Here is a 23,189-nt window from a genome sequence, read left to right as displayed (position 1 = left end):
AAAACCTAGTCCCACCAGTCAAACTCTTGATCGAAAAAGCTTAGAACGGCATTCTTAATCTTTTCCATGTAAGCAATCACGACATCTGTAATCGACTCAGTTTTAATTACCCCTGAAACACAAGAATCATCAACAGGATCCTGCTGATTTACAATGCACCTAGTTTGAGTAATTCTGATCTCATCTTGAGCAGTGCTTGTATATATACTGTAAAATGGGACTCCATTTTTATTGTATTGCTGTTTGTCACCGTAGGGTATGTAGAATTCCCGTGATTTATAATCAGCAATTGCAAGATTTTGATAATAAGCAATGGGATCATGCTTAGAAAAATTCACCGTCGTCTTAGGACCAATGAAATTACCTTCCACATGAAAGAGTGATTCTTTCTCATCCTGATTGACACGGACAATGGTTGTCTCAACAGTTTTGGGTTCACCCGGCTCAGTACAAACCCCATTTCGCCCCTTCTGTAAACATGTGTGATAAACGGTAGTATAGGTAGTATAAGAAACCTGTGAAATTGCTATACCCAATTCTTTTAGTTTAGGAGTATCCAGCGTGGCATTGCCAAAAACCTCGAAGAAGGCGGTGTTATTGATAAAACCTGTATTTGCTTTGAGATTAAAGTCGCCAACAGTATGAATTAGACCTGGTGGAGAATAGTAATAAAAATTTTCTTCCCACTTATCAGACTCTCGTTCAATAAGTACTTGGGAGCGATAACGTTCATTAGTTAATAGATTCGTATCAATATAGACAGCGCCTGGTTGATTCAAGCGCATAACAGCAGAGGAATTAACTACATAGTTATCAGCCTTAATAAAGAACTGAGTTTCCGCAGAAACCAAAACCTGATTAGCTAGTGCCGCATTTAATGGCACGCCTGTAGACCAGTCATCCCCTGGTGCTTTATACACATAGTAGGGGTTAATATTTTCGAAGGCTTTGCCTTTAATAGTTAGTTTATTAGATAAGATATTGGCTGCAAGAGTATCAGCTTTTTGTTTACCCTGCGCTTCATTAGCATCTAACCCTAACGCAAAAAAAGTACCCAACTCAGCAGGGCTAATATTGTTTATATCCCAGCTCAGCAAGTTATTATATTGATTATATTCACTCAAGAATGGCGTTCTGGAACCATTGCGAATCAAACCTTTATCGGATTTTAAATTAACCAGATTACCCCGGATGATTCCACCAAAGGAATTAAGCAGATTATCAACAACTGAGATATCTACTCCAGACAGCCCCTCGATTTCCCCTTTATTGAATACATCATTGGCGGCAATTTCTGTTTTGGTAGTTAATATATTCGCATCATTAATAATCTGATTTTTTGCAAGCACCGATAGTGTATGTGCATTGATTTCTGCATTCTCGTTTATGATTAAGCTGTCATAAGATTGCAGTGTAACACTGTTATCAGATGCCAATTTACTGTTGATAATCAATGGCGAACTAAAACTCTGTATCAGTATCGATTCTTCATTGATCACATGAGTATCTTGATAGCTCGTTGAGTAGATGAGATTACTACTGGTATCAATATTCGTTGCAATTCTGTACCAAGTATTAGCCATTGTGGCCGTAACAGATGTAGAACGAATAGTGCCATTCAAGGTTGTGTAGGAAGAGGGCTTTGCTTGCGAGGGGATATTGGTAATCTCTCGGGATTCATACCTCAGTGAATAGTTACCCAAGTACAGGTTAACCGCCCCACCACCTGTGGTTAAGCGACCCGACGTATCACTAATGTAATCCCCACCAGATGTTAAGGAGACGTTCTGATGTGTATTAATTTCACCATTGAGGCTCATATAACGCCCCATGACATCGACTGACAGCGCACCTGGAGCCGAAAGCTGGTTGATATTAATCGTTCCTAACAGTTTAATATCACCGATATTACTGGTGCTATCGGATAAACTTTTACTGAGGGTGCCAGCGGCTAGGGAGATACGTTGAAAGTTGGCAAAACTACACCCAGAGCAAGATACTGTGGAGCTACTGCTATCTGTAATGAAAAGTACATCTGCTGGCTCTCCAACCAGCTCTATATTGTTAGCCAGGGACAGATTGTTAGACTGAATAACAATTAATGTGGCTGGCAAGCTCGTTGAACCGGAGAATTCAGGTAAATTAAGAATCTTTAGTGATTTATTCGATACTGAGAAAGTAGAAAACCGGTTAACAGAAATCCCCGAATCGTTAGGAGGCCTGATAATAAGATTTTCAACACTGCCATCTTCAGTGCTTGTTATCAGCTTAATATCTGAAGCATGCTGAGACGCAGGTAAAATCTGCGAGGCTATTACCACTTCACTGACACATAAAAATAACCAAAGGCTAAGCCTTAACCACAACCCCATAACTCCACTACCTTTTTTAGTAAGCAAAAATTCTTAACCCCAAAGATTTATGCTTGTATTACCTAATCACTAACACCTACAACTAAAAGAATCTATCTTCCAAGGGATGAAACATAGCTTACCAATAGACTGCCGGATGGCGAATCCTATATTCACTCTGTTGAAAGTCAAGCATCAATTTCTCCACCCTAAAAAACATAAGGGCAATAAGGAATCAATTGGATTTAATATTGCGGGACTTTATGATTCAGTACAAAAATAGAGTAGCGATAGAGCAAGAGAAACGAAAAAAAGAACTTAACTGTCATAAGTGACATAGTGCACTTTCATTCAATCCCACCTAACTTGCCTTAAAGCTATTGGAATAGGCGATAGGAAAATAAGGACACCAAAGATGCCCTTAAAAAATTTCAAATAAATCACTGGATGAAATCCAATTCTTCAACTGAAACCACTCTTCAACATTAAATAACAATTAAAAAGATATATTGATTACTAAAAGCAAAAAAATCCTATAACTATTTAGTATGTTAGGGGACTTATAAACCCCCACTTAAACTAGATGGCAAAAAAGTAAATTTCTGGGTAAGTGGATGCGGTGGGCAGCCTAATCAATATCCAAAGATAAGTTCTGTTTATCTGAATTCATACTAGAGGAGTTCTGAAAGCAGTTACCTATAATTAAAATTCGCTCTTTGCAATAACAAATGGCTGCTTCTTAAATTCGCCCCAATTGACTTTTATAGCCAACAAGCAAGTGGTGGATTAAATATTATCCGTTACTTTAGCTACGCAAATGGCAAATAAATTCATTACAATATATATCTTAAGTCTGCATGGAAAATCATGCTTAATTAATCCCAATTAAAAACTGGATAGAATAAAACCCATATAAACATAGCACTCTTTAAACAATAAGGGGTTACCATATTTTACATTGTAAAAGTAGCACTAAAAAGAGAGGCGGTTCTGTCTTTACACCGCCTCTCTTTTATTAGGGCTATAATATAATCATCTATGCGTAGACGATAATTTTTTGGATTTATAACTATTTGCGAAGAATATCTATTCGATATGCAACCGGAATAGTATTCGTTCCATTCCACATCTTACAACGGTCTTTACCATCATAAGCCCCAAATGCTACCTTGTTACCGCTTAAGTAGGCAGCCAATAAGGCACTATACATCTCCTGCCCTTCTTCTGTGTCAAACTCAATGGCGACATACCTGCCAGCCCCCCAATTCTTATAAGTTGCAGTGCATCCATTGGGGTTAGGCCCCTCATTTGTAAGAGTAGCAACAGCATACCCTTTATAGGTACGAAGATACTCAACAGGACTACTCCCCACATCGTAAGAGAGAGTTTGCCCACTCAGTAAAACCAAGCTACCTAATAACCACTTTGCAGAATGTAAAAACTTACTCATTATAAAAACTCGTGAGAACTCCAAATTTGTGAGCTGTTTGAACCATAGCTCTGAAGGCGCAAATATATCAAAGACACCATCTGTTCATCTATAGACTTCCTATCTTTCAAAATCCTACCCTCTTAATTTTCGCAAATGCTCCTCACGGGATTTACGCATATTGATGACATGGCTTGAGCTGAGGCGGTCGTGCATCAGGTTTCCACCTAGGAAGCAGTTAATCAACCAACCGATCTTACCCAACGGTAGGGTGAGGGTGAAACTCAGTAGGCGCCAAAGGCCGTGGCCATAGCCTATTCGCTCAAATTTTTTGTTGGTGACTTTGTAGCCCATCAAATATTTACCCGGCGTTGCCTGAAAGTGGGAGCTCTCTGCAATCCAGGCCATCAGCAGATAGGCCAGGCAACAGATTCCCAACGCTATGGTTGTGGCGGCACCTTCTGGCATATCGTAAACCTTCATAATTACAATGGAGGCGATAAAACCGACAGCGACGTACAACAACAATAAATCCAGTAAGACCGCTACGCCTCGAGCCAGCAGGTGGCCAAAATAGTATTGATCGTAGGTTTCTTCCGGCTGGATAGCTTTCTGCCGGATCAGCTTGCGCCCACCTCGAAGCCCTTGGGCAGGGTCCACAGTAACTTCTTCGCTTTGTAGTGAATTGAAAATGCAGTCACAAAGAGATTCATCCAAAGCGCCGTATAAATAGCGGGCATTACCATTCCAGTCGAACAGGTTATTGCAATACTGAATAATATTGTTGGAAATCTGTATTTGTTTTTTATCTTTAGAGGCACACTCACCTGCCTGCAAATTTATTCTGGCAAAACGCTCGAAAATTGTGAGACCCAGATTCCAGTTATATTCCTCATCGAGCATATAAGGTGTATCGGTGAGAAACCGCCAATTCTCTTTTACATTGAATTTACTGGGCTCTTTCAGCAGCCTATCCACTTGATCCAGTACTTGATGGTACTCGGTAATTCGCTGTGCTCGCTGTGGATCTTGCTCAGTAACACCCTCTTCAATAGGATTTTCTTGTGCATCCCTACCTTCAGAATGCTGCTCTTCAGTATATTTCTCTGTAGCGGTCTCCCGCTGTATCTCACCCCCAGTTTCCTGGCCCTGGACTTGGTTAAGGTCATGAGAGACTTCTGATGGGGCTTGTTCAATAGCTTCTGGGGAGACTGGGGAGTGATCTTGATGATTCAGTTCACTACCTTGTTGTACTTGCGGCTCTACGTGCCCCTGTAATTGCGCGACCTCAGGGGAAAGTATAGCCTGCTCAGCATTGGTAATTTCCGCAATAGCTTCAGTACTTTGCGACTCCTTACTTTCCTCATTCTCTTCTTTTTGACGCTCGGCAGCTTTCAGCGCCCATTTATAGGCGCTGTGTAACTGCTGAAACTCTTCTGGCTTTTCATCCGGGCGGGTATGCTTCAGTTTTTTTGCATAGGCACGCTTGATCGCCCGCGCATCATCACAGGGCGCTAGCTCGAGTATCTCCCAGGGGCTCATTAAATCCAGTCCTCACCGTCGAGCTTATCAAATATTTCAGTGAGTTCGGCACGCGTCTTGCTAATCTCCACTAGGTTTTGTTTATCCAAAACCCGGTCGAAGCTTGCGAGTAATTTAGAAATATGGTCGCGCTGCTCGCCAAGGCTCGCTTCGTACAAGCGTTCACCACGGGCGAGCAGCGCCCGGTTTTCTTCATCTTCACGGGGGTGAAATTTGAGCTTGGCCAGTTTTTCCAGGGCTTGGACTCTATCCTGTTCATTCAGGGCGCCCGGCGTAAATTCCACTAACTTATTAAATGTTTTACCGGTGGAAACGACGGTGATATCCACTTCCAGCAAACCGTTCATATCGTAGCTATAGCGGACTTCCACAACTTCCTCGCCCCTGGGTTTCTTGGGTACCGGTACCGTGAGTTCGCCCAGATAAACATTTTTCTTTACCAGGCGATTTTCCCCCTGGTAAATATCGATACAAACTTCGTTCTGATCATCGCGGGCAGTGCAGACGCTTCGTACGATACTCACCGGCACCACGGTGTTGCGCTCAATAATCGGCAGGAAGTAATTGCCCAGCTGCGGGCTGTCTTCGTTCACTATGCCGGTACCCAGGGTGTAGGGGCATACATCGGTGAGAACAATATCATCCAACGCGGAATTTTTTTCCTTGAGCCCGGCTTGAATAGCCGCTCCCATGGCGACAACGGTATCCGGGTTCAGGTGGCAGGAGGGTAAGCGGCCAAACATACGCCCCACCATAGAGCGGAACAGGGCCAGGCGGGTGGAGCCACCCACCAGTACCACTTCGTCAATTTTAGCAGACGGCAAATCGGCATCGCGCATGGCGCGCTCAATCGGGCGCTTGGCTCTCAGCAGCAGCGGAGTGCTGAGTCTCTCAAACCATTCGGAAGTCACTTTCCACTCAACTTCACGACCACTAAGGTTTAATTTAAGTAACTGCCCTGTCTGCTGGCTGATACGGCGCTTGGCCGTTTCCATCTGCATATACAGGTTCTGCAGTTCGCGAGGTTTCAGTGAGGATTTTTTCAGTTTTAATTCTTCCAGAACACTGTCGATCATCGCTTCGACAAAATCCTCACCGCCAAGGTAGTTATCCCCGGCACTGGCATGTACCTCCATAATGCCATCGAAGAATTCCAGGATGGAGACATCGAAGGTACCGCCGCCCAGATCCAAAATAAGAAAATTACCTTCACGTTTATCATGCAAACCGTAGGCTATAGCTGCCGCAGTGGGCTCATTGATCAGGCGTTCTACCTTCAGGCCGGCTAATTCCCCAGCCTGTTTTGTTGCTTGGCGTTGGTTATCATTGAAATAGGCTGGCACACTAATCACAGCCTCGGTAATTTCTTTATTCAGGAAAGCCTCAGCATCTTCTTTCAGGGAACGTAACACCAATGAAGAGAGTTCAGTTGCACTAAACTGCTGACGGCCTAGCTTAATTTTATGATCGGTGCCCATTAAACGCTTAAAGGCAGCAACAGTGGTATCGCTGTGATTGATCAAGCGTTCTTTTGCAGTTTTTCCTACGACCAGTTTGCCAGCCTCATCTAAACTGACAACTGATGGGGTCGAGGTCTCTCCAAGGCGATTGGGAACCAGTTTCACTCCATCGTCTGTCAATACCCCACAAGCGCTATTAGTGGTTCCCAGATCAATCCCAATAATGGCCATAATACTCTCTACCTATTTTTAAAGGCTAAGTAAGCAAAAAAATCGAACCCACAGTTTTTGCAACCGGTTTTCTACTTTGTTTATTGCGCAATATTCTAAGCGGCCAGGCATATTAATAGCCAGCTGGTGCAAGCGAACGAAAGCGAGTTTTTAACACAGAAAATGAAAGCGGTAATAAGCCGCTTTCATTTATTTTGCTACTCAGGGAAGGGAAAAGTGCAGTCCGCTAACGAACTACAACCGAGAAATTGATAGGAGTTATTCAGGGGGAAAGGCGCTGAACCGACCAGCTGCCGCTATCATCAGCACAGTAAACAAAACGATCATGCAGGCGATTTGCTCCCCCTTGCCAGAATTCCACGGAATGCGGCACAACCCGGTAGCCACCCCAGAATTCAGGCAAAGGAACCTCACCGCCATCAAAGCGGGCTTTTTCTTCTTCAAACTGCTTTTGCAGCTCTTCGCGGGAAGACAGGGGCTGGCTTTGGTGAGAAGCCCATGCGGCCAGCTGGCTGTCCAGTGGTCGGGACTGGAAGTAAGCTATAGCATCCTCCCTGGATACCGGCTGAACCTGGCCATAGACAATGATCTGACGCTCCAATAAATGCCATGGGAACAAAAGTGATACTTGCGGATTATCGGCCATGTCCCTGGCTTTTTTGCTCTGCAGGTTGGTGTAAAACACAAAACCGCGTTCATCAAAACCTTTCAGCAGAACGATCCGCTGAGATGGCTGGCCCGCAGCATCCGCAGTGGCCAGGCACATCGCAGTAGGATCTTTAAGGCCCGCTTTAACGACCTCCTCCAACCATTGTCGAAACTGCTCCAGAGGCGTAGGCTTCAGCTCAGAACGACGTAAACCGCCGAGTAGGTATTCTCGGCGCCACTGATCGATTTCCATGGTGTTACTTCCTAAGTTGCTATTGCTCAATAGTGTATCTGGCGAGTTGTGGCAAAGGTATTTTTCCGCGAGTAACTCGTCAAATCTGCTCCCCTTCCATCCCGCCAACGGTAAATGAAAGCGCGACAGCCGTACAAAGTTTCCTGTCGCGACGCAGGGGGAATCTCAATTTTCCTGCGATTTCCATCTCGCAGATGCAGACTCTGCGGGCGCTTGCGTGGCATTTGGCAGGCGGCTAGGCTCACTGCATTTTTACACGAATAAGGAAAACGGTGGTTATGTCCTCTGCACCCACATGTGCCCAGGTGCTGATGCGCCTGTTGCGCGAATACCAGGTGGAAAAAGTCTTCGGGATTCCCGGTGTACACACAATCGAACTGTATCGCGGCCTGCCAGGCAGCGACCTGATACATATCACTCCGCGCCATGAACAGGGTGCTGCTTTTATGGCGGACGGTTACGCACGTGCAAGCGGCAAACTCGGCGTATGTTTTTTGATCACCGGCCCCGGCCTCACCAACGCCGCCACCGCAATGGCACAGGCCTACTCCGACTCCATCCCCATGCTGGTTATCTCCGCAGTTAATCGCCGCGAAGATCTGGGCATGGGCCGTGGGCGCCTTCACGAACTGCCTCGGCAAAGTGATGCCAGCCGCGGCTTTTGTATCTGGCAACATTCCCTGACTCAGGCCGGACAACTGCCGGAAGTAATGGCGAAGGCTTTCCAGCTACTGCGATCCAGCCGCCCAGGGCCAGTACATATTGAAATTCCCATCGACCTGTTCCCGGCACCCATGCCTGGCCAAATAGAGGATTATCACGCCGCTCCAGCAGCTATGGCCCCAGGCGCCAACAGCACCGCTATCGCCACTGCCACTCATTGGCTGCAAAATGCGCAGAGCCCCGTTATTCTTTTGGGCGGAGGGGCTCAGTCTGCAGGTGAGGCAGCTACACAAATTGCCGAAAAAGTTGCCGCTCCAGTTTTCCTGTCACTGGCTGCCAAAGGCGTAGTGGACGAACGCCACCCATTGTGCGGCGGTGCCAACCTGAGCTTCGATTGCGTGCGCAAGCGGGTGGAAAATGCGGATATCGTACTGGCAGTGGGCACCGAACTTTCCGAGACAGACCGCAATCTGGTCCGGGAAGACTACACCTTTTCCGGTAAGTTAATCCGAATCGATATAGATGCTGCACAACTTGTTTGTAACGCCACCCCCGATCTGGCCATCTGCGCCGATGCAGCAGAAAGCCTACAGCAATTAAATACCGCTCTGGTCCAACGCAGCGGAAATGCTAAAGAGCAATCCGAACAAGAGGTTGCCCAATTACTACAGGACTGTCGCAAAGAGTGGTGGGATGGCTCTGAGGAACGCCTCCCCTGGGTAAAGGCCCTGCGTGAGTCCCTGCCGGATAACGGCATCCTGGTGACAGATTCCACCCAATTGGCCTATAACACTAACCACGCACTGCCCCTCTATCATCCGCGCAGCCACGTTACCTGTACCACAGGCTACGGCACCCTGGGCTTTGCATTGCCCGCGGCTATTGGCGCCAAGTTATCCAGTGAGCGCGACGTGGTAGCGCTGATTGGCGATGGAGGGCTGATGTTTACCCTGGGGGAACTGGCAGTGGCTGTGGAACAACAACTGCCGCTGCCGATACTGGTGTGGAACAATTCCGGTTACGGAGAAATCCGTGATTTTATGGACGCCGCTGAAGTGCCCCAGGAAGGTGTAAACCTGCGCACCCCAGACTTTGTCGCCCTCGCCAAAGCCTTTGGTGCAGAGGGGTGCCGAATCAATCAACCCGGCCAGCTGACAGAAGCGGTAAGTGCAGCCTTTAGCCGAAAAACTCCAACCCTGATAGAAATCAGCGCGCCTTCAGGCGCAGAATAAATGGAAGCGTGACATGACAGATCTCAGCAAACTGCAAACCGGAAAGCTGTTTATTGATGGCCAGTGGCGTGAGCCCCTGGGTGCAGGATCACACCCTGTGATCAACCCTGCCACCGAAGCGTTAATCTGCGAAGTTTCAGAGGGCTCTGCCGAAGATGTGGATCTGGCCGTAACCGCCGCCAGAACGGCTTTTCACAGCTGGCGTAACAGTACCGCACAGAAACGCCGCGAACTGCTCAACGCCATCGCTGACGGAATGGAAAAACGCAAAGAAGAACTGACTTTCGCAATTTCCCAAACTCTCGGATGCCCCGAACATATCGCTCGCTGGCTACACGTCGACGGCCCTATCTACGCCATGCGCTTTTACGCTGAGCGTACTTCCGAGATGGAAAAAACCGAGAAAGCGGCCCATTCAATTTTATTCCGCGAGCCTGTGGGCGTGTGTGGTTTTATTACCCCCTGGAACTATCCGCTGCACCAGTTCGTCGGCAAAGTGGCACCAGCGCTGGCCGCCGGCTGCACCATGATCACCAAACCTGCCGAGATTACCCCTCTGCAGGACTTTATCATGGCAGAAATTATTGATGAGGCCGGAGTACCCGCCGGCGTCTTCAACCTGGTGCCCGGTGCTGGCTCGGTAGTGGGTGCGGCACTTTCATCCCACCCTGGCATCGATATGGTGTCTTTCACCGGCTCTACCCGCGCCGGCGTTGAAGTAGCCAAGGCTGCGGCGCCCACGGTAAAACGTGTAACCCAGGAGCTGGGCGGTAAATCACCGCTGATTATCACCCCCGATGCAGACCTGGAAGCTGCTGTACGCTGGGGCTGCGAAGATGTATTTATCAACAGCGGCCAGACCTGCACAGCCCTGACCCGTATGCTGGTACCTGCTGAGCGCTATGAAGAAGCGGTGGAAATTGCCCAGCAAGTGGCCGAAGGAATCACCATGGGCACCGGAGAAGACGCCTTTATGGGGCCGCTCTCTTCTGCACGCCAACGTGAAATCGTTCGTGGTTATATCCAGCGGGGTATTGATGAAGGTGCGCGCATGGTCACTGGTGGTGCCGAGACACCGGAGAACCTGGAAAAAGGCTTCTATGTTAAGCCCACTGTATTTGCCGATGTACACAACGATATGAGCATCGCGCGCGAGGAGATCTTCGGTCCCGTAACCTGCCTGATCCCATACAAGGATATGGACGAGGCCATCTCCATTGCCAACGATACCGAATACGGCCTATCCAGCGGCGTTTGGGCCAAGGATGCGGATAGTGCCATGCCTCTGGTACGCCGTATCGAGGCGGGACTCTGCTTCGTCAATGGGGGCGAGTTTAACTACGATGCTCCCTTCGGCGGTTACAAGCGCTCGGGCAATGGACGCGAATTTGGCGATGCCGGGCTCGGCGAGTTTATCGAACTGAAATCCGTGCAACTGCCCGCATAAACTTCTGCACCGCCCCCAAACGGGGGCGGCATAGTTGACTGCCAATCCCCTCCCAGCTATCTTTGCCCGCACATCACGAGAGTGGCTGACGCCAACGCCAACCTGCCGACCGGGGCAAGGTGGTTCTCTCTCTGCCGGCACACCAATGCCAGCGGGGAGGATGGGGCTCTACAAGAGCAATCCAACCGGATTAGCGAATACCCATTCGCCGCTTCCACGTCAGCCCTCCAAATTTTATTGTTGGAGGGACCATGTCCGAAACATCGCTATCCAGTAAAGACGTTATAGAAATTCAGATCGCCAACCAGCGAAACCGTACGGCGGTTAGGGCAGTGAGACGGGCCGATCGGCAATTGTTGTGGCAACTGCTGTTCGACACTGCGGAAGAGGCATTAAAATTCGCCACCAGTTGCCGCGCCAGCGAGCAGCCGATCACTGCCCACAAGGCGTGTGAACTGGCGGGATAAACTAGAATACACAGGCGCCAACCTGCTTAGCGCCAATCACTAAGTGCCACGAGCACCGGACAGGAGCTAAAAACAATACCATGTCAAAGCCAGAACAATTCTTTGAGCACCTGCGCGATGAACTGAAACAAATTGATGCCGACGGCCTCTACAAGCGCGAGCGTATTATTACCTCCCAACAGGCCGCTGAGATCCAGGTGAACAACGACACCCAGGTACTGAATTTCTGCGCCAATAACTATCTGGGCCTGGCCAATCATCCAGATCTTATCGAAGCTGCGAAAGAAGGCCTCGACCAGTACGGCTTCGGCATGGCATCTGTGCGTTTTATTTGCGGTACCCAGGACATCCACAAGGCCCTGGAGTCTCGCCTATCCGAGTTTCTGCACACTGAAGATACTATCCTTTACACCTCTTGCTTTGATGCCAATGGCGGCCTGTTCGAAACATTACTAGGCCCGGAAGATGCAATTATCTCTGATGCCCTGAACCACGCCTCGATTATCGATGGTGTACGTCTGTGTAAGGCCAAGCGCTACCGCTACGCCAACAACAATATGGCGGAACTGGAAAAACAGCTACAGGCAGCTGACGCCGAGGGCGCCAAGACCAAGCTGATCGCCACTGATGGTGTCTTTTCCATGGACGGCGTAATCGCCGACTTAAAAGCCATCTGCGATCTGGCCGATCGCTACAACGCCCTGGTGATGGTGGACGACTCCCACGCGGTAGGTTTCCTCGGTGAGCACGGTCGCGGCACTCATGAGTACTGCGATGTTATCAGTCGTATCGATATTATTACCGGCACCTTGGGCAAGGCCCTGGGCGGCGCTTCCGGCGGCTTCACCTCTGGCCGCAAGGAAATCATCGATATGCTGCGCCAGCGTTCGCGCCCCTATCTTTTTTCCAATTCCGTGGCCCCAGCAATTGTTACCGCCTCACTAAAGGTGCTGGATATGTTGATGGAAGGTGGTGAGTTGCGTGAGAAACTGCGCGATAACTCCGCCTATTTCCGCAAGCGCATGTCTGAAGCTGGCTTTACCCTGGCCGGCGCCGACCATCCAATTATCCCGGTAATGATTGGCGATGCCGCACTGGCTCAGAAGATGGCCGACAAGATGCTGGAGCGCGGCATCTATGTGGTGGGTTTCTTCTACCCGGTAGTACCCAAAGGCCAGGCGCGCATCCGCACTCAGATGTCGGCGGCACACACTCGTGAACAACTCGACCAGTGTATCGATGCCTTTATCGAAGTAGGCCGTGAACTGAAAATTATTTAACGCCCAATTGATCGCGGCAGAGCGCCATAGCAGGACTCACCCTTTGCATGGTTCCGCCGCGCCTTTCTATTTGTAGTTTTAATGACAATGAAAGCACTATCGAAACTGAAGTCTGAAGTGGGAATCTGGCTCACAGACGTGGAAATTCCTGAGCCCGGCCACAACGACCTTCTGATCAAAATCCACAAAACCGCCATTTGTGGTACCGACATGCATATCTATAACTGGGATGAGTGGTCGCAAAAAACCATCCCGGTCCCCATGGTAGTGGGGCATGAGTACGTAGGAGAAGTAGTTGGTATGGGCCAGGAAGTCGCGGGCTTCCAGGTGGGTGATCGTGTTTCCGGCGAAGGCCATATTACCTGCGGGCACTGCCGCAACTGCCGCGCCGGTCGCCGCCATCTATGCCGCAACACCTATGGAGTAGGCGTGGACCGCCAGGGCGCCTTTGCCGAGTACCTGGTTATTCCTGCATTAAATGCCTTCAAAATCCCGGATAATATTTCCGACGATTTGGCCTCTATCTTCGACCCATTGGGTAACGCCGTACACACCGCTCTGTCATTCGATCTTGTCGGTGAGGATGTGTTGATTACCGGAGCCGGCCCCATCGGCATTATGGCTGCTGCTGTAGCTAAACATGTTGGCGCACGCCATGTGGTAATCACTGATATCAATGAGTATCGCCTGGATCTGGCCCGTAAAATGGGCGCAACCCGTGCAGTGAACGTTGCGGAGGAAAGCCTCAGCGATGTGATGGCTGAACTGGGCATGAGTGAAGGCTTCGATGTGGGCCTGGAAATGTCCGGTGTACCCGCGGCCTTCCGCGATATGCTCGCTGCCATGAACCACGGTGGCAAAATTGCCATGCTGGGAATTCCCGCTGGCGAGATGGCCATTGACTGGAGCCAGGTAATATTCAAAGGCCTGATCATTAAGGGTATCTACGGCCGCGAGATGTTCGAAACCTGGTATAAAATGGCCAGCCTGATCCAGTCCGGCCTGGACTTAACTCCGGTTATTACCCATCAGTTCCATATCGATGACTTCCAGAAAGGCTTCGATACTATGGGCTCCGGAGAGTCCGGCAAGGTTATCCTTAACTGGAAATAGCCCTGCCCAGGCTGCGGGGCAACCCGCAGCCCAACCCTAAGCCCTTCATCAAAACAGCACTCCCTCCTGATTCTGTCGTGTTTCCTCGATATCTTCAGTATTTCTTTCTCAGTAATTCTTACTGGCTTTCTGCCTGATCCATCCCGTAAACAAAAGACACAAAAGCCATATCCATAACTTTCATATCTATAACTTTCATATCTATAACTTTCATATCTATAACTTTCATATCTATAACTTTCATATCTATAACTTTAATTTATGTATCAGACGCCCGCTGGTTGTGCCCTGAACCAGTAGTGAAAATAGGACAACGCCGAATACCATAGACTGGATCGTCCACCAGTAGGGAAGTTCGACAGGTAGTGATAACACTAATGCTACAGCGATTACACCACGCAGCCCCCCCCAGCTCATTAATAGGCGCCAGGATTTTGGGATGGGTGGGCCAACGAACCTCGTCAAAGGGGTCACCAAAACCACTGACAAAGCCCGTGCTCCTAAAGCTGCTGCTGTGGCAATCATCATAGCCAGCCATTGATGGGTAAACATCTCAAAGGTAATCACCAGTCCCATAATCACAAAAATGATCGCGGTAAATAGTAATCCCAACCACTCCCAGGTGGGCTCCGCGTCGGCAAGAAACGTCTTACTCTGTTTGCGCAGACAGGCTCTGGCAACAATTGCACAAGTCATCACAGAGATAATACCCGATACATGCAATATGCTCTCAGCCAGGTAAAAACTAGCAAAAGCAGCAACGACCAAAGTCATTAGAGAGGCACTGGGAGACCTGAGAAATAAAATAACCAGAGTAGTAAACAACCCAAAAACAAGCCCAACTGCCACTCCACCAAAAAATATCATACAAAAATACAGCGTCACGGGACCCACACCCAGAGAGGGGGCTTCTGCTCCCATACCAGTTGCGCCAACAATAGAATAAGTGGCCAGCCCTAAAACCAGTGAGTACAGGACTACAGCGGCAGCGTCATTAAAAAGGCTTTCACCCTCTACGAGGGTTAATAAATCCTCACCAGTTTTTTCCTGGCGAAGTTTATTGACCACTGATACCGGATCAGTAGCTGCAAGTATCGCTCCGGTAAGCAGGGCGGCAATCCAGGGGAAGCCTTCTGGATGCCCGATTCCATAGTAAGTAATTACAGCAATAAGAAAGGCACAGACTACAAGACCCAAAGTAGAAAATAGAAGAATCGGACCAATCCAACGCTTCAGTATTTTCGGCTCAAGCTGCCAAGCCGATTCGAAAATTAAAACAGGCAGAATCACAAAGAAAACCAACTCACGGAGACTGGTAGCGCGCAAGCCAGTATCATAATCAATCACTGGTAGCAATAATCCCGCCAGTACCCCAGCGACCAGGCACCCGAGTGTGTTATCGATCCTTAAGATACGGGCAATACCTAAGCCAAGAACTGCTGCTGCAGCCAAATAAAGCCCCTGCCCGACAATGACAACCACATCGTTCACAAATTTACTCTCCCAGCGATGGTCAGGATCAACCAGCAATTCAGAATTAAAAACCTCCGACTGTATTCACGATAGGTTTCTATGGTATTAAGTCCTTTCCACTAAATCCTCGACTAATTCCATATATCGATCTACAAACCTACAAGCGCTCTGTTTACTGATTAAAAATTTGCAATATCCAACAACGAATACCGACAGGCATTCGGCGGTATAGGAAATTACCGTAACGGGTTGGGTACGGTGATTCTGTGCTAATATTTCTGCTTCAAACTCAAAATAACATAATCCTTCCTCGGTACCACGCATATTGCCTCCATTCACAACACAAATTGCTGAGAGAAATACTGGTTTTTCTGAAGCACACACTTTGGCTATTTGAAGGATATCTTGCTGTTGATAATTCGTTTCAAATGTAAATGCCCTCGGTCCCTGCCGTCGACACTTTTGATTAGAACCTGATTGAAAATAGCCTGCGAGCTTCATAATATCCCCTGAAACAGACTCAGAAGGAACTTCCGAAGCGGTTGTGGCGGCACCCTCCCCCCAACAACATGAATATCAATTATCGGTTGGTACATTCTTCGAACACGCATTGGTAAGAGAATTTCTACCCATGGGCGGTGGCTGGGTAAGGTGTGATCAGATATTACCGCAATTGCACAATAGATAGCCGTATGATTTATATGGTGCCTTTCTCCAAATGCAGCAAGACACTCATTCACTTCTGTGGGTGGGGCCCGGGATATGGCATGGCTAGTACGCTTTTCAACTGCAGCCAGCTGTTCTACTGGTGGCCACATTACCTCTTTCCTACTCCGGTAAAATAAAGTATCACTACTAACGTGACCCACAGCCCTAAGTAATTCTTCAACAGGCTTTGGCAAAGACAGAGAGGCCGGCTCTGGATAAAAGCCATCAACCAAAAAAACATCCAGATAACAAAACAGAGCCATAATGGAGCGGCCGTCAATAGCTCCATGGCAGGGCGCTACCACGATCCATTCAACTTCCGCTTCTTTATTTACATAAAGGGTTACCAGGCAGGCATACCTTTCAAGATACACCTCAAAAAGAATCCCCCCAAATTCAACATTGCAACACCACGAGGGCTTTACCCCCTTCTCAACCCGGGCTCCCAACATCGGGGGAAACAGGTGTAGATAAGCGATACCTCGGTGCAAGAGTTTAATACCCACTGCCTCCCATACCCGGATAAAGACAATAACCTGGGCGCCAACTATTGACCATATAGTCAACGCCAAAAACAACGCTTTATGGGCATCCAGCTCTCGGGAAGGTGGCTCTGTCTGCATATCTGAGCCCTACATTGATTGAATCTTGTAGTCCAGCGAAGTTACTCAACCAGTATAGGAAAAGGGGAGGAATTAGGCGAAGTGGAGGCAATAAGTACTGCAAAGGGCATACCCACCGCATAAACATATGGAATATTAACTTTCTTCATATTCACGCAGGAACTACGTTAGTTTTTCCATTTTCAATAACTTCCTTAATGTATTTATATATCTATCTACAAATAGCAAAACACCTGGTTTCTTTATGAGTGGCTCACAGTAAGAGTATATGAAAACCGAATTTCTTACGGTGGAATAAGTTAGTAGTGGGATCGGATGAGCACCATGAGTTTGAAGTGGAATAGCAGTAACAATCTCAAAGTAATTCATTTCTGTGCCTAGAGCCTTCATACTTCCTACATTGGAAACACATAGCCCCTCAGCAAAAATAGGGTTTTTGTCTTCATATTCCCGTATACAACCGATGACATCCCTCAGCTCATAGTGTTTGGGGATACCAAATTTACGGGATTCTCCTGTCTCAGCTTAACGGTCAAGTTCCACTTGTAAGTATCTTGCCAACTGCCAGGTATCTTCCACATCAATATCCGGCATTACTTCGAGTGTAGTCACAGCAGAGAAAGCACCGACAGCACTCAATCCTATATGAGCACCATATAGTTCTCTCACATCTAAAGGCAATAAAACTTTTATCCAATCCCTGTGATTCGGCAGAATGCGGGAAGACTGAATAGCAACCGCACAAAATAACGCTTTAGGTCTCACTTTATATTTCTTCCCCATGTCGACTAGAGTCGCAAGATCCCTCGTTGTAAAATTCTGATAAACAGCCCGGCCCTGACGTTCGGGAGAAAAAGCTGATTCTTCTACAAGCCATTTAAATAGTTCATCCTTTACTACCGAAGGCTCCTGGCTTGTAAAATACTTTGATGGTTCAAAGTAATTCTCGACCGCACCATACAGGGGCCGACCATCTAAATTAAAAGTCACTTCACCCCTAAAGTAGAAATCCAAGACACAAAATAATGTCATTACAGAACAACTATCTAAGGCCGCATGGCTGCTTATCAAGGATAATTCACTCTACCTTTTCTTTAGAATCAATGTAGAAGGAGAGCGTATAGGTACATTTGTCAACATCCAGCCCCATTTCTCCCCTACGATTAAACTCTCGCTCAAAGTCAAGGGGATTATCCAGTTTAACCAATTCAATAAGAATTGACTCAAAGGGCACATCACAACGCCAGATTAACTGCTCTCATGGCTCAACCCTTGCCTGCAAAAGCGGATAAACTTTATCAATTTTGGCGAATCCAGAGCATAACTGCTCAACGCTCAGCGCAGTTAAAACCTTTATGAAAGATACAACTAAAGTCCCACCACAAGTTCTTCGTGCCAGCTCCGTAAAAATAGCCTATTCTGCACCCAGCACTCTGGAGAATTGTTTAGCTGCCACAAATACGCTCCCAGTTAGAAAATTATAACACTCGCTACTAAGTCAACAAAAAATTATTACTGAGCGGAAAATACTGCTGGGCTTGCTTCTGCAAACAGTAAATCTTTAAAAAATTAATTAAAGGCTAATCTGTATTAAAACCTTAACCATCAAACACCTCCCCAAGTAACTTCATATATTTTTTCACATAATTTACAGCACTTTTTCTACTAACCAGTGGCTCACAATACCCGAAAACAAATACCCCTTGCCCATTTATTGTATAAGTCAGAACCATTATCGGATGAGCCCCATGGGTCTGAACAGTCATAATCAAGCCAAAATCAAAGAATATCAAAGGGCCCACAAATTCCTGTACATCTCCCATATTGGAAACACAAATACCGGAAAAAAAACAGTCCTTTTCAGAGGCAAGCTCTTTAGCTATCTTTACGATCTCTGCAGGATTACAATCCGGCTCCAGGGCAAGATCAGAAAATGCACCACTTCTCAAGTGCACATAAACTTTTTTTTGAATTAAGCTTGCTAGACTTAACAAATCAAGACTCGTATCCTCTGGCGAGAGTGATAAAGTTAAAGATGTTGTGCACTCCCCCACAACATCTTTGCTTATCAGAGATTTACATAAGCATTGTGCATCTATAGGCAGCATCAACTCTGCTGCGGAAGAAAAACCCGGTAGTGACCGGGCAGCGAGAATGGCTATCGCACTATAAAAAGATGTAATTAATATCTTCTCTTTTTTTAGAAATGATTGTAAACGTTCGAGAGATTCTTTTGGGAGGACTCGATAAATAGAGCATCCACTTCGCCGCGAGGCGTGAGCTGCCTCCTCCACTGGCCACTTTACTGGCGTATAAACACTGTCGTTAACTCGCAAATTTGAACCTTTAAGACGTTTTCTTAAGCTAACATATTCCTCCACTGGCTTGTGCATTATCGAGGGAAAGGACTTCTCTGTTTGATACCCTCTCAAGTACCTATCTAAATCACGAATTAAGATCAATGCTGAACGCCCATCTACGGCAGCATGGCTAAAAACAAAAGCAACCCACTTCACACTTCCTTGCCTGTCGAGATAAACAGTCAGGCAATAAGTAAATTTATTCAAGTCAAGAATGCTACCTCCTAATCGCTTGAACTCCTTTTCATAATTTAAAGGTGGTGTATGCTTCTTGATTTCAATAGAAATATCTTCAAATCTCACATCGCAGAACCAATGGGCATATGGAATCCTCTTGATCCGTGAATGGAGCATAGGATGGAAATTATGTAGATACTCTACCCCCTTTATTAACTTATCTATATTCAGTGTGTTACATACCCGAAAGAAAGTTACCAGTTGAACCGCACCGTTTGACTCGCTGGTCAAATGTACATCAAGAGCTTCTTGAGCCCCAAGCTTTCGAAAAGGCTTTGCTTTTTGCATTGTGAACTCTTCCCGGCGGGGAGGTCTTTGCCCAAGAAGTATAGGAAAGAGAAAGCGCGGCACCCTTCCATATATCCACAATGTTCCAGCCTTTCCAAGCGCTATCAATAGTTCGATTCTCAGAACGCACCCAGAAACGGCTAATAATAAATAAGAATAAACAACTAGTTATGCTAGGAACAAGCTCTGACTCCAACTTGGCACCTATAACCAAACCGACCTGCTTTACGGAAAATCCGCTTTTTGATAGCTACTTTTAGATCACAGAAGCAGCCCCTTCAAAGCAAGATATGTAAAATTCTGGAAATAGTCATCCAAACCTTATAAAAAACATATCTGATTGCCATGCCATTAAATTAAAGCCAACTATTGCCCATGTTAAAAATGACGTAGCACGAACAATACATACAGGATCAGACTCACCAGATATCATCAAAGAACAATCAAAAATTACCATTATCAAATACACATTTACCCCACAGCCAACTCTAAATTATTATTCGCAAGCAACTCTATCGATGAGCCACCAATGTCGCGATACTTACCGGCAGAAAAAATACATTTTTAGATAGCAAAGATTTCAATCAACAAAATCTAAAGGTAGAAAGTTGAACATATTCAAGAAATTAGTAATATTTCTACTTTGTACGAGTTTACATACTTATGCAAATACCTCAGATGAAGACTACCTTACAGGTTTTATTGACAACTTTTCATCACGGAAAATTGAGAGCTCAGCAAGCCACTACTTAGCACAAACTCCTCACTTTATTTTCGACCCAAAGATATTTTCACCAAGCAGTGCAGCTGAAGTGGAGGCTATCCTAGCGGATATCCGTTTCGCACTTGAGAAGAGAGATTATGCAAGGTCTGAAATAGTCAATTTTCAAACTCAGTTTCGTGGCGAGAACCTAACTATTACGTCAGCCTTACTTAAGCGCTACACATCACATTACTCCCTACTTGATCATATCTGTAGTACCTACACTCTGGCGAATACAGAGAAGGGGTGGAAAATCCTATCCTGGTTACCCCCCCTAAATCAACTACCCAGTGTTTTATAAAAATAAAAGCAGTAATTGAGGTTTACTTTCGTATAAGTTAAATGGGATTATAGCTTTCTTACATATCTAAAAATAACATGAAGAGAACGAAGCAATGGACGCAAAAATTCAAATCCAAGAACTTTTAAGGGAACTCTACAAGGTAATTTCTGGCCCTGCGGGTTATAAGCGGGATTGGAAGAGGCAACAGAACCTGTTCACTTCCTATGCAAAGGTAATCCGCACCTCAGCAGACAGTAATGGCGAACCACAATCACTGGTAATGGATATCCAAGACTACCCTGATAACTTTCAGGAGCTGATAGGCGAGCGGGCCTTTTACGAGGATGAAATTCAAAATATTATTGAAGTTTTCGGTAATATTGCCCACGCCTTTAGTACGTATGAAGCCTGGAAAGATGAGGAAAGAACCCAGTTTCTAAAGAGGGGGATCAACAGTATTCAGCTTTACCATGATGGAAAATCATGGAAAATTACGAATATGATTTGGGATGATGAGCGACCGGGGCTTACAGTACCTGCCAAATATATGCCCAAAACCATTACTGAAACCAATGGATAGATACATCTGCTACCCCGCTTTGTAAAACTCTTCAGGGCGGGCGCCAGCTTATTCTCTGCTAATATTTATTGGTGATCCACATTGTTGGATCAAGAAACTTTTGGATTTCACCAATAAACATGCTTAATTCAACTTACTCTTGATTAGAAATTTACCTTAACTCGCTCATTTCGGCCAAAATTTTTATCATCTATATCATTGTCGCCAAACGACAAAAGCTGTTTAAACCAAGTTTCTTTCTGGCTATTCCCAATTCCAACAAATCAATCTATACTGTACATACATCCAGCATCCTCTCCCATTGTAAAATGACAGATTCCAACAACCCTCTGCGCTTACACAAAGGTCGCGGAGCTGCCAGTAATATCACCGGGCGATTTGCCAGCCATTCAAGTACTTATGAAAGTGACGGATGGCAAGTGGACCTGGAACCTATAGAGCGCTTGATAACAACGGCTATTGAGGAGAAGGCAAAATCTATTATCGCCACTAATCAGTCACCGGATATCCCCTTCACTCAATCAATTAACCCCTACCGAGGCTGTGAGCATGGTTGTATATATTGCTACGCTCGTCCCGCTCATGCCTATATGGACCTGTCGCCGGGACTGGATTTTGAGAGCAAAATATTTTTCAAACCTAATGCTGCAGACCTACTCGAGCAGGCTCTACGTAAGCCGGGGTATCAATGTAGCCCAATTGCTCTGGGAGCAAATACAGATCCCTATCAACCCCTGGAGAAAGATAAAAAAATCACCCGCTCTCTTTTGGAGGTTATGCAAAAGTTTAACCAACCGGTAACTATTGTCACCAAGGGACAGCTCATACTTCGGGATCTTCCCATTCTTGCAGAAATGGCGCAGGACAACTTGGCCCAAATCGCAATAAGCGTGACCACTTTAAATAACGAGCTAAAGAGAAAGCTGGAGCCTCGTACCGCTGGGCCGGCAGCCCGCTTGCGTATTATTGAGCAACTAAGTACTACAGGAATACCTACCGCGGTAATGGCAGCACCTATGATCCCAGCTCTCAATGATAATGAACTGGAAAAAATCCTGAAGGCCGGTCATGATGTGGGAGCAACGCGAGCAGCCTATATCCTTTTACGACTGCCCCATGAAGTGGCGCCCCTTTTTCGAGAGTGGCTTTCTGCTCACTACCCACTAAAGGCTGGACATGTCATGAGCTTGGTACAGCAAAGCCGAGGTGGGCGTGACTACCAAAGTGAATTTTCCCAGCGCCGCACTGGTACTGGTATTTTTGCCCAACTACTCCGTCAACGCTTTATTATTGCCATCAAGAAATTGGGATTGAATCATCGTCGACTATCGCTAGACTGCAGCCAGTTCTGCCGCCCACCTCAGCCTGGAGATCAGCAGATACTATTTTGAACTATTTTAATACCTTTTTCTGGTAATCCACTAAATGAACAGTTGGTATGTCTATTTGATCCGTACTTCCAAAGGTTCTCTTTATACGGGGATCACAATGGATGTTCAACGGCGATTTACAGAGCACAGTTCCAACGGTCCCAGAGCGGCTAAAGCTTTGCGGGGTAAGGGCCCTCTCAAACTTGAGTACCAGATAGGGGTGCCAGGTAAGTCAGCGGCACTCAAATTGGAAATGACCATCAAGAAATGGCCCAAGCAAAAGAAGGAAGCCCTGATCGCCGGCACCCTTCCACCGATGGTGTTATTCAAGGAGGGCGAGCAGGAGATAGGAAATTAAGCGACTTACTCCGGCAGAAAGCTTAAGTAG

The 23,189-nt window shown here is 46.6% G+C and carries 21 protein-coding genes and 1 riboswitch; of the genes, 9 read left to right on the top strand and 12 right to left on the bottom strand.

Features of this window, described 5'->3' with window-relative positions; genetic code table 11:
• Positions 1-5: 5 nt before the first annotated feature.
• The 5 genes from ACJJJB_RS04175 to pdxH form a co-directional block, all read right to left on the bottom strand.
• Positions 6-2,399, bottom strand: coding sequence for a hypothetical protein (locus ACJJJB_RS04175; RefSeq protein WP_353375002.1), 2,394 nt, complete (start codon positions 2,397-2,399; stop codon positions 6-8).
• 1,021 nt (positions 2,400-3,420) lie between these two features.
• Positions 3,421-3,801 (bottom strand): hypothetical protein, encoded by a 381-nt coding sequence (locus ACJJJB_RS04170; protein WP_020411822.1) that lies wholly within the window; start codon positions 3,799-3,801, stop codon positions 3,421-3,423.
• Positions 3,802-3,915: 114 nt separating this feature from the next.
• Positions 3,916-5,322: an RDD family protein gene (locus tag ACJJJB_RS04165; protein WP_445365785.1), complete on the bottom strand. Its 1,407-nt coding sequence runs from the start codon at positions 5,320-5,322 to the stop codon at positions 3,916-3,918.
• Positions 5,322-7,013: an Hsp70 family protein gene (locus tag ACJJJB_RS04160; RefSeq protein ID WP_445365784.1), complete on the bottom strand. Its 1,692-nt coding sequence runs from the start codon at positions 7,011-7,013 to the stop codon at positions 5,322-5,324. The genes ACJJJB_RS04165 and ACJJJB_RS04160 overlap by 1 nt, the downstream gene beginning before the upstream one ends.
• Positions 7,014-7,275: 262 nt before the next feature.
• Positions 7,276-7,914, bottom strand: coding sequence for a pyridoxamine 5'-phosphate oxidase (pdxH, locus tag ACJJJB_RS04155; RefSeq protein WP_020411819.1), 639 nt, complete (start codon positions 7,912-7,914; stop codon positions 7,276-7,278).
• 278 nt (positions 7,915-8,192) lie between these two features.
• Between pdxH and ACJJJB_RS04150 the strand changes: the two genes are divergently transcribed.
• The 5 genes from ACJJJB_RS04150 to tdh all read left to right on the top strand — a co-directional run bounded on the left by ACJJJB_RS04150 (position 8,193) and on the right by tdh (position 14,116).
• Positions 8,193-9,809, top strand: coding sequence for a 5-guanidino-2-oxopentanoate decarboxylase (locus ACJJJB_RS04150; protein WP_282951185.1), 1,617 nt, complete (start codon positions 8,193-8,195; stop codon positions 9,807-9,809).
• Positions 9,810-9,822: 13 nt separating this feature from the next.
• Positions 9,823-11,256 carry an aldehyde dehydrogenase family protein gene (locus tag ACJJJB_RS04145; RefSeq protein ID WP_020411817.1) on the top strand — a complete coding sequence of 478 codons (1,434 nt, stop codon included), beginning with the start codon at positions 9,823-9,825 and terminating at the stop codon, positions 11,254-11,256.
• A gap of 65 nt (positions 11,257-11,321) precedes the next feature.
• Positions 11,322-11,450: riboswitch (SAM-I-IV-variant riboswitch) on the top strand.
• A 57-nt stretch (positions 11,451-11,507) separates the two neighbouring features.
• Positions 11,508-11,723, top strand: coding sequence for a hypothetical protein (locus tag ACJJJB_RS04140; RefSeq protein ID WP_282951186.1), 216 nt, complete (start codon positions 11,508-11,510; stop codon positions 11,721-11,723).
• Between the two features lie 80 nt (positions 11,724-11,803).
• Positions 11,804-13,003 (top strand): glycine C-acetyltransferase, encoded by a 1,200-nt coding sequence (locus ACJJJB_RS04135; RefSeq protein WP_282951187.1) that lies wholly within the window; start codon positions 11,804-11,806, stop codon positions 13,001-13,003.
• 87 nt (positions 13,004-13,090) lie between these two features.
• The gene (gene tdh, locus ACJJJB_RS04130) at positions 13,091-14,116 is read left to right on the top strand and encodes an L-threonine 3-dehydrogenase, zinc-binding type (protein WP_282953608.1); all 1,026 of its coding nucleotides are present in this window, start codon (positions 13,091-13,093) and stop codon (positions 14,114-14,116) included.
• Positions 14,117-14,234: 118 nt separating this feature from the next.
• Here the strand turns inward: tdh and ACJJJB_RS04125 are convergent, their stop codons facing one another.
• The 7 genes from ACJJJB_RS04125 to ACJJJB_RS04095 form a co-directional block, all read right to left on the bottom strand.
• The gene (locus tag ACJJJB_RS04125) at positions 14,235-14,360 is read right to left on the bottom strand and encodes a hypothetical protein (protein WP_445365783.1); all 126 of its coding nucleotides are present in this window, start codon (positions 14,358-14,360) and stop codon (positions 14,235-14,237) included.
• A gap of 2 nt (positions 14,361-14,362) precedes the next feature.
• The gene (locus tag ACJJJB_RS04120; RefSeq protein ID WP_157533322.1) at positions 14,363-15,607 is read right to left on the bottom strand and encodes a cation:proton antiporter; all 1,245 of its coding nucleotides are present in this window, start codon (positions 15,605-15,607) and stop codon (positions 14,363-14,365) included.
• Positions 15,608-15,694: 87 nt separating this feature from the next.
• Positions 15,695-16,090: a hypothetical protein gene (locus ACJJJB_RS04115; RefSeq protein ID WP_444901938.1), complete on the bottom strand. Its 396-nt coding sequence runs from the start codon at positions 16,088-16,090 to the stop codon at positions 15,695-15,697.
• Positions 16,087-16,920 (bottom strand): hypothetical protein, encoded by an 834-nt coding sequence (locus tag ACJJJB_RS04110; RefSeq protein WP_444945393.1) that lies wholly within the window; start codon positions 16,918-16,920, stop codon positions 16,087-16,089. Before ACJJJB_RS04110 ends, ACJJJB_RS04115 begins: the two co-directional genes overlap by 4 nt.
• 525 nt (positions 16,921-17,445) lie before the next feature.
• A complete protein-coding gene (locus ACJJJB_RS04105) occupies positions 17,446-17,952 on the bottom strand; it encodes a hypothetical protein (protein ID WP_445365782.1) in 507 nt (168 codons plus the stop codon).
• Between the two features lie 46 nt (positions 17,953-17,998).
• Complete coding sequence (locus ACJJJB_RS04100) at positions 17,999-18,154, bottom strand: hypothetical protein (protein WP_444901940.1); 156 nt, start codon at positions 18,152-18,154, stop codon at positions 17,999-18,001.
• A gap of 364 nt (positions 18,155-18,518) precedes the next feature.
• Positions 18,519-19,805 (bottom strand): condensation domain-containing protein, encoded by a 1,287-nt coding sequence (locus ACJJJB_RS04095; RefSeq protein WP_445365781.1) that lies wholly within the window; start codon positions 19,803-19,805, stop codon positions 18,519-18,521.
• Positions 19,806-20,413: 608 nt separating this feature from the next.
• On the opposite strand from ACJJJB_RS04095, the gene ACJJJB_RS22150 reads away from it, so the two are divergent.
• From ACJJJB_RS22150 to ACJJJB_RS04080, 4 genes are all read left to right on the top strand, one after another.
• Entirely contained in the window at positions 20,414-20,869 is a 456-nt protein-coding gene (locus ACJJJB_RS22150) for a DUF6841 family protein (RefSeq protein WP_507015931.1), read from the top strand.
• Between the two features lie 94 nt (positions 20,870-20,963).
• Positions 20,964-21,431, top strand: a complete 468-nt coding sequence (locus ACJJJB_RS04090; protein WP_282951196.1) for a hypothetical protein — start codon at positions 20,964-20,966, stop codon at positions 21,429-21,431.
• 308 nt (positions 21,432-21,739) lie between these two features.
• Positions 21,740-22,822: a PA0069 family radical SAM protein gene (locus tag ACJJJB_RS04085; RefSeq protein ID WP_444901942.1), complete on the top strand. Its 1,083-nt coding sequence runs from the start codon at positions 21,740-21,742 to the stop codon at positions 22,820-22,822.
• A 34-nt stretch (positions 22,823-22,856) separates the two neighbouring features.
• Positions 22,857-23,159, top strand: coding sequence for a GIY-YIG nuclease family protein (locus ACJJJB_RS04080; RefSeq protein WP_051089466.1), 303 nt, complete (start codon positions 22,857-22,859; stop codon positions 23,157-23,159).
• Positions 23,160-23,189: the final 30 nt, after the last annotated feature.

The sequence above is a fragment of the Microbulbifer variabilis genome, from assembly GCF_052468405.1.
Note: the sequence above shows the minus strand (reverse complement) of the source record. Positions and strands in the feature narration are given on the sequence as shown.

What these genes read in the sequence shown, in the direction of transcription:
- ACJJJB_RS04170 (WP_020411822.1), bottom strand. Translation starts at nt 3,801, where the DNA reads ATGAGTAAGTTTTTACATTCTGCAAAGTGGTTATTAGGTAGCTTGGTT.
- ACJJJB_RS04165 (WP_445365785.1), bottom strand. Translation starts at nt 5,322, where the DNA reads ATGAGCCCCTGGGAGATACTCGAGCTAGCGCCCTGTGATGATGCGCGG.
- ACJJJB_RS04160 (WP_445365784.1), bottom strand. Translation starts at nt 7,013, where the DNA reads ATGGCCATTATTGGGATTGATCTGGGAACCACTAATAGCGCTTGTGGG.
- pdxH (WP_020411819.1), bottom strand. Translation starts at nt 7,914, where the DNA reads ATGGAAATCGATCAGTGGCGCCGAGAATACCTACTCGGCGGTTTACGT.
- ACJJJB_RS04150 (WP_282951185.1), top strand. Translation starts at nt 8,193, where the DNA reads ATGTCCTCTGCACCCACATGTGCCCAGGTGCTGATGCGCCTGTTGCGC.
- ACJJJB_RS04145 (WP_020411817.1), top strand. Translation starts at nt 9,823, where the DNA reads ATGACAGATCTCAGCAAACTGCAAACCGGAAAGCTGTTTATTGATGGC.
- ACJJJB_RS04140 (WP_282951186.1), top strand. Translation starts at nt 11,508, where the DNA reads ATGTCCGAAACATCGCTATCCAGTAAAGACGTTATAGAAATTCAGATC.
- ACJJJB_RS04135 (WP_282951187.1), top strand. Translation starts at nt 11,804, where the DNA reads ATGTCAAAGCCAGAACAATTCTTTGAGCACCTGCGCGATGAACTGAAA.
- tdh (WP_282953608.1), top strand. Translation starts at nt 13,091, where the DNA reads ATGAAAGCACTATCGAAACTGAAGTCTGAAGTGGGAATCTGGCTCACA.
- ACJJJB_RS04125 (WP_445365783.1), bottom strand. Translation starts at nt 14,360, where the DNA reads ATGAAAGTTATAGATATGAAAGTTATAGATATGAAAGTTATAGATATG.
- ACJJJB_RS04115 (WP_444901938.1), bottom strand. Translation starts at nt 16,090, where the DNA reads ATGAAGCTCGCAGGCTATTTTCAATCAGGTTCTAATCAAAAGTGTCGA.
- ACJJJB_RS04110 (WP_444945393.1), bottom strand. Translation starts at nt 16,920, where the DNA reads ATGCAGACAGAGCCACCTTCCCGAGAGCTGGATGCCCATAAAGCGTTG.
- ACJJJB_RS04105 (WP_445365782.1), bottom strand. Translation starts at nt 17,952, where the DNA reads ATGACATTATTTTGTGTCTTGGATTTCTACTTTAGGGGTGAAGTGACT.
- ACJJJB_RS04095 (WP_445365781.1), bottom strand. Translation starts at nt 19,805, where the DNA reads ATGCAAAAAGCAAAGCCTTTTCGAAAGCTTGGGGCTCAAGAAGCTCTT.
- ACJJJB_RS04090 (WP_282951196.1), top strand. Translation starts at nt 20,964, where the DNA reads ATGGACGCAAAAATTCAAATCCAAGAACTTTTAAGGGAACTCTACAAG.
- ACJJJB_RS04085 (WP_444901942.1), top strand. Translation starts at nt 21,740, where the DNA reads ATGACAGATTCCAACAACCCTCTGCGCTTACACAAAGGTCGCGGAGCT.
- ACJJJB_RS04080 (WP_051089466.1), top strand. Translation starts at nt 22,857, where the DNA reads ATGAACAGTTGGTATGTCTATTTGATCCGTACTTCCAAAGGTTCTCTT.